At 66.7% G+C, this 6,222-nt stretch carries 5 protein-coding genes; 4 read left to right on the forward strand and 1 reads right to left on the reverse strand.

Annotated elements, in window-relative coordinates; translation table 11 throughout:
- Positions 1-279: 279 nt before the first annotated feature.
- Positions 280-1,266, reverse strand: coding sequence for a LacI family DNA-binding transcriptional regulator (locus JIG36_RS54580; protein WP_203384245.1), 987 nt, complete (start codon positions 1,264-1,266; stop codon positions 280-282).
- 100 nt (positions 1,267-1,366) lie between these two features.
- Between JIG36_RS54580 and JIG36_RS51240 the strand changes: the two genes are divergently transcribed.
- The 4 genes from JIG36_RS51240 to JIG36_RS51255 all read left to right on the forward strand — a co-directional run bounded on the left by JIG36_RS51240 (position 1,367) and on the right by JIG36_RS51255 (position 5,787).
- The gene (locus tag JIG36_RS51240) at positions 1,367-2,338 is read left to right on the forward strand and encodes an alpha/beta hydrolase (RefSeq protein WP_236050276.1); all 972 of its coding nucleotides are present in this window, start codon (positions 1,367-1,369) and stop codon (positions 2,336-2,338) included.
- 13 nt (positions 2,339-2,351) lie between these two features.
- Positions 2,352-3,308 carry an alpha/beta hydrolase gene (locus JIG36_RS51245; RefSeq protein WP_203384247.1) on the forward strand — a complete coding sequence of 319 codons (957 nt, stop codon included), beginning with the start codon at positions 2,352-2,354 and terminating at the stop codon, positions 3,306-3,308.
- Positions 3,309-3,381: 73 nt separating this feature from the next.
- Positions 3,382-4,620: a metal-dependent hydrolase gene (locus JIG36_RS51250; protein ID WP_203384248.1), complete on the forward strand. Its 1,239-nt coding sequence runs from the start codon at positions 3,382-3,384 to the stop codon at positions 4,618-4,620.
- A gap of 156 nt (positions 4,621-4,776) precedes the next feature.
- On the forward strand, positions 4,777-5,787 hold the full coding sequence (locus JIG36_RS51255) for an SDR family oxidoreductase (protein ID WP_203384249.1): 1,011 nt from the start codon (positions 4,777-4,779) through the stop codon (positions 5,785-5,787).
- Positions 5,788-6,222 lie beyond the last annotated feature (435 nt).

The following is a 6,222-nucleotide window of genomic DNA, read 5'->3' on the forward strand; positions in this document are numbered from 1 at the left end:
GAACTCGGCTACCTCAGCCCCGATGAATACGAGACCGCCTGGCACACCCAGACCGAGCCAGATAACCTCACCCCTGCCCCGACCGGAGCCAGGTAACCCCCGCTCCCGGAAACCGGGGGGAACTCAGGTGGCAGCAGCCGGTGGCGTCGGTGGCCCGGTGAAAGAGCCACTGTTCTGGTTGCTGCAGCCGACAAGTAGCCGGCAAGCAGCAATGGTGGCCTCCGTGCTGGCGATAGCGGGCCTGGCTGCCTATGCCGGCCGATGTCAAAGCCGGCCGGCTCATGCCGACTGACGGCGCCGGACACGATGTCCCGGCGCCGCCAGCGGACCCGACAGCTCGCCGGTTTCCACTGCCTTGACGACGAATTCGGTCAGGGTCGCGGCCAATTCGGTGAAGTCTGCCGCGATGGTGGTCAGGCCCGGCGTGAAGGCGGCCGCCAGGGGGATGTCGTCAACGCCCATGACGGCGACGTCGTCAGGCACGCGTACGCCGCGACTCTGGAAGGCGGCGATGAGCGCCAGTGCACAGTCGTCGTTGAACGCGGCGACGGCCGTCGCGTTCGGTGATGTGATCCACCCGGTCACGAAAGACTCGACATCCGTGGCAGTCAGCGAGAGCCGGTGTGTGGACAGGGTGGCGCGACGTGCGTCGGCAAGATTGTGCAGTTTGTCGTGGAGCACCTTGTCGAGCTGCCGCTCAGCGGGCGGGGCGAGCGCAAAAACGATGTTCTGGTGCCCGCGGTCGGCGAGGTAACCGAGCTGGGTCATGCGAGCGTCGCCGGCCGCAGCGTCGGCAGGACTCAACCCTGGCGCGATGCCGGTTTGCGCGGGATTGATGACGTTGAGGCCGCTCTTGGCCAGCGCCTGCTTCATGGGGCTCTCGCGTGGCAGGACCAGGTCCACTACTGCGGCCGGGCCGAGGCGGGCCCAGGCCCGTACTGCGTGTTCCGTCTCCGAGTAGGGGGTGAAGTCGGTGATCAGGGAGAGCTGGTGCCCGGCGAGGCTGACGGTGCAGAGGTCGATCATCTGGCCGAGCACATGGTTGGCGCGGAGACCGGGCAGAGGAAGCAGAACGGCGCTGCCGCGACCGGTCCGCAGGGACCGGGCTGCGGTGTTCGGCTGGTATCCCAGCTCGGCGGCGGCGGTCCGAACGAGTTCGCGGGTGGCAGCGGAGATGCGATGGCCCTCTTTGCCACTGAGGACGTAGCTCACTGTTGCCGTGGAAACGCCGGCGTGACGAGCGACATCGGCGACGGTGACGGCCACGAATCCTCACTTTACAAGGTGCGAGATCGAAGATTAGCATCTGCGGTTAATCGATTAATCAAGGATGTGGCTTATGACAGTGCATGCAGCGTTGGAGCCGATGCTGACGGCTGCGAGGAACGCGCCACCGATCGACTGGACGCAACCCGTCAGCGGGCTGCGTGCCACCGCCGACGCCGGCGTGCGGTCAGCGGCCAGGATGGTGGCGGCCCCGGCTGTTCCCGTCACCGTGAAATCGACTGCGGCCGTTGCCGGCGGGCAGGCCGTGCCGCTGCGGATCTATCGCTCCGTGGACGCCCACGACGGCCGGGCCGCGGCACTGATGTTCCTGCACGGGGGCGGTTGGTGGATGGGAAGTCTCGAGACTGCTGACGAACTGTGCCGGGACCTCGCGGCGGTCTCCGGAGCCGTGATCGTGTCCGTCGGGTACCGGCTCGCTCCGGAACATCCCTTCCCAGCCGCCTTGGACGACGGGTACGCGGCATTGGAATGGATCTCACGCCACGCCGCCGCATGGGGCATCGACCCCGAGGCGGTCTCGATCGCAGGCGAGTCGGCCGGCGCCAACCTTGCCGCGGCGATCTGCCTGCGGGCGCGCGACCAGGGCGGCCCGCGCATCGTCGCGCAATGGCTCGACGTCCCCGCCCTCGACCTGACAGTGCCCGACTCGGCCAGTCTGCGACGGTTCGGAACCGGCTTCGGCCTTGACTCGGACGGCATCAAACAATGCGTGCGGTGGTACGCGGGCGACCACGATCGATCCGACCCTTATCTGTCACCTCTGCTGGCCTCGAATCTCGATGGCCTTCCCCCGGCCGTCGTTACCGCGGCCGAGTGCGATCCCTTACGGGACCAGGCCGAGGAGTTCACCCAGCGGCTTTCCCACGCCGGCGTGACGGTCCGCTACCGCTACGCACCCGGCTTGATCCACGGCACGACCTGGCTGACCGGTCTGCTGGCCGAGGCCCGTCGCGGCCAAGCGTTCGCCATCGCCGCCCTCGACGACTACCTCCGCGATCCCGTCCCACCGAAGCTGAGCCCTGTGATTTCACCGTTGCCGTCCCAGATCTGAAGGAGAGTCAAAGATGGCAATCACCCGCAGGGCCCGATACACGGCCGCGGTCAACTCGGCGCTGACCAAGGTGGGTGTCGTGCCCACCGCCGAGCGACTCAGCAGGTGGCCGGTCGAGAGGCGGGCCCTCACCCGGCCCGGCCGGATGCTGACCGGACCGGTGCGAAGCGACGTGTCCTCCACGGACCACCCGGTGCCGGGACGCCACGGAGCATCGGTACGCCTACGGTCGTACACCGTCGAAGGCCGCCATGACGCAGTGCCCGGACTGCTCTACATGCACGGCGGCGGTTGGATAACAGGCGGCCTCGACAGCTGCGACCATATCTGCCGGCGGCTCGCCGCAGACACCGGCGCAGTGGTCGCCTCCGTGGAATACCGCCTGGCGCCCGAGAATCCCTACCCTGCAGCCCTGCACGACTGCCTGGACGCACTCGCCTGGTTCGTTGACAACGCCGCACAGTTCGGCTTCGACCCGCAACGAACGGTCGTCGCAGGCGACAGCGCCGGTGGGAACCTGGCGGCCGCTGTCGTGCTAGCAGCTGTCGAACAGTTGACGTTCGCACCCGCGGGGCAGTTGCTCATCTATCCGTGCCTGGACCACACACGCAGCACACCCAGCGCGCAGAACTACTCCGGTCCGGGCCTGAGCGCCGCGGAGGCCACGGCCTGCTCCCAGCTCTACCTGGCAACGGCCGATGCATTGGACCCACTCGCATCTCCTCTGCTGTCGCCAGACCTGTCCGGCCTTCCACCAACACTGATCGTTACCGCGGGCTACGACTGCCTTCGTGACGAAGGCATCGCCTACCACAACCGCCTGCGAGCAGCGGATTGCTCCAGTCGCCTGCTGGACTGCCCGGACTACATGCACGGTTTTCTTTCCACGCCACGGCTCTACAACGACGTCGACGTGGTCTGGCAGCAGCTTGCCCAATTCCTGACCGAGGTCCGCCCGGCCCAGGTCTGATCGTTGTCCGAGGGGCCGTCCTACCGTCCGAAGCCTCAGCGTCGGGGACGTCGACCACCCTAGGATGATCGATATGGACAACCTGACGCATACGCTGATCAGTGTCATGGTCGGCGAGGCGATCCACCGGTCCATGCCCCCGTCGGCGGTGCTCAGTGACCGGTCCCGTCGCGGTATTGCCCTCACCGTGATGGCCGTAGGCGGCAATCTTCCCGACGCCGACGTCTTCTACACGCTGTGGACCGGCAGCACGCTGGACAACGTGCTGCATCACCGGGGCCACACCCACACCGTTACCGGGGCGCTCGGTCTGTCGCTGGTGTTGTTCCTGGCCGTCGGCCTGGGGTGGCGGTGCCGCAGAGTCAAACCTGGGCGGGCGGACGTCGGGCTCGTGGCCGGGCTGTCGGTCTTGGCGCCTCTGCTGCACATCGGTCTTGACCTGACCAACAACTACGGCGTCCATCCGTTCTGGCCGGTGGACAATCGCTGGTACTACGGCGACGCCGTTTTCATCGTGGAACCAATGTTGTGGGCTTGCGCGGCTGCGCTGCTGTTCGTTCTGCCGAGCCGGACCATGCGGATCCTCATCGCCGTCGTGCTCGCAGCCGGGCTCGGCCTGAGTTGGTTCAGCGGCTACGTCCCGCTCTCATTCGCGGCGGTGCTCACCCTGCTGACAGCCGGACTTGTCGCGATCAGCCAGTACGCTCCCGCGCGTGTGGCGCTCGCCGGCGGCCTCGCAGCCTGGCTGGCTCTGACCGCAACGTTCTTGGTCGCGACTCGGACGGCCGAACACCGGATCGAAGCGCTTCTCGCCGATCGTTTCCCGGCCGCTCGTACGCTCGACATCTCACTGACGCCCATGCCCGCCAACCCGATCTGCCGCGAAGTGTTCGCAGTCCAACGAACAGCGGACCAATACGTCGTACGCCGGGCGTTCCACTCGTTGGCGCCCGGTTGGGTTACGGCCACCGGCTGCGAGCGGTCGTACCCGATCGGTTCGGATGCGACAGCGCAACTGCAGCCAATTGCTCAACCCGCGACGAGGGAGATCGTCTGGAAGGGCGAGCTGGTGATGCCCGGAGGCCTGCTCGCCCAGCTCGGCTCGCAGTATTGTGCAGTCGGTGCCTTGCTCCAATTCGCTCGCGCGCCGTGGGCTGCACCGCGGGGCGACGGCTGGATCGCCGGTGATCTGCGCCTTGACCACGAACCAGGCCTTGGCCTGACCGAGATCAAGGTCAGTCCGACCACCGATGAATGCCCGCGTTTGCCGGCACCGTGGGTGCCTCCTCGAGAAGACCTGCTCGACGATTAGGCCGGGGTTGACACGGTGTTTCGCCCTCATCGACCGCGATGCGCTCATTTCAGCGCGTCGTCCCCTTTGCCGGTCAGCCCGACCGAGCAACTCAAGGACGCGAAAAGGCTCCGTCGGCGTGGTCGACCCAAGTAGCGTCGGGGCGGAGGTCAACCCATGACGAAGATTCTGATCACCGGAGCGACCGGCTACCTGGCCGGTCACTGCATCGCCGAACTTCTGGCAAGCGGTTACTCAGTCCGCGGCACGGTCCGTAACGTCGGTACCGCCGACGTCGCGCACTTGCACGCAATCGTCGACCGTGTTGGTGGTGACCTCGAGTTTGTCCAAGCTGACATGGCCCGTGACACCGGTTGGGCCGAAGCCGTCGAAGGATGCGACTACGTCTGGCACGTAGCGTCACCGTTCCCCGTCGGCGTACCCAAACACGAGGACGAAGTAGTCAAGCCTGCTGTCGAAGGCACCCTGCGAGTTCTCCGCGCTGTCAAAGCCAGCGGCACCGTCAAGCGCGTGGTCATGACCTCCTCAGGTCTCGCCGTGCTCAGCGGTCGTAAAGAAGAACGGGTTTTCACCGAGGAGGACTGGGGCTCGTCGACCGACCCGTGGCTTTACGCGAGAAGCAAGACGCTCGCCGAGAAGGCTGCCTGGGACTTCGCCGGTGAGTCCGGTCTCGAGCTCGCCGTGATAAATCCGGGGTCCATCCTCGGGCCCCTGATGCGTGCCGAGACCGGCAACTCGGTGGAAATCATCGGCAGACTGATGCGTAGCGATCTGCCGGCCGTTCCCAACGTGGGGTGGAACGTCGTGGACGTCCGCGACCTGGCTCACCTCCACCTACTGGCCATGGAGACACCCTCCGCTGCCGGTAACCGGTATATCGCAGGAGATGAGTTCATGTGGGCCCGCGATATGGCCCACCTCCTGGCCGATCGCTACGGAGCACGCGGATACCGCGTTCCGACCCGGGCGATGCCCTACGCGCTGATGTGGACGATTTCCCGCTTCCAGCCCAGCGTGCGCCCCGCCCTCGGCTTCTGGGGGCAGCGTGATCAAGTCACCGGCGAGAAGGCCCGCAAAGAGCTGGGCTGGACGAGCCGGCCCGCTGCCGAGACGGTGCTCGACACCGCCGAAAGCATGATCGAGCTAGGTTTGGTGCCGCGACGGTAGGTCTGCCGATGGGGCGCGTCCGAGTTGGCCTGGGAACTGCACGACCAACGTTTCCGTGGTCGGACGCTGACGGCCATGCTGACCGTGCTCGGCACCGTTCTGGGCATCGGAACCCTCGTCACCACCCTGGGCGTGGCAGCCACTGCCGGCAACCAGGTCGCCCGGCGCGGTCACCGTGCGGTGGACCACCGGCGACGAAGCTTTGGCACTGGGCCCGGCCCGCACCGTGGTGGTCACCACCGTGCTGGGCGCGGCGCACCTGACCGCGGAACAGGCCCCGACGGCGTTGAGCCCCAACGATCTCGCGGCTGGCTTCGGTCGTGGGAATCGGTCCCGTATGGGCGCCTCTCTTGGGCCCGGGGAGGAGCGTTTCGTCATGATCAATGTGCGTGAGTTTGGGGCCCGCCCTGTAGACGTTGGCGGGTGAGCGCGAGC

This window comes from Paractinoplanes ovalisporus (genome assembly GCF_016834655.1).
Lineage (GTDB): Bacteria > Actinomycetota > Actinomycetes > Mycobacteriales > Micromonosporaceae > Actinoplanes > Actinoplanes ovalisporus.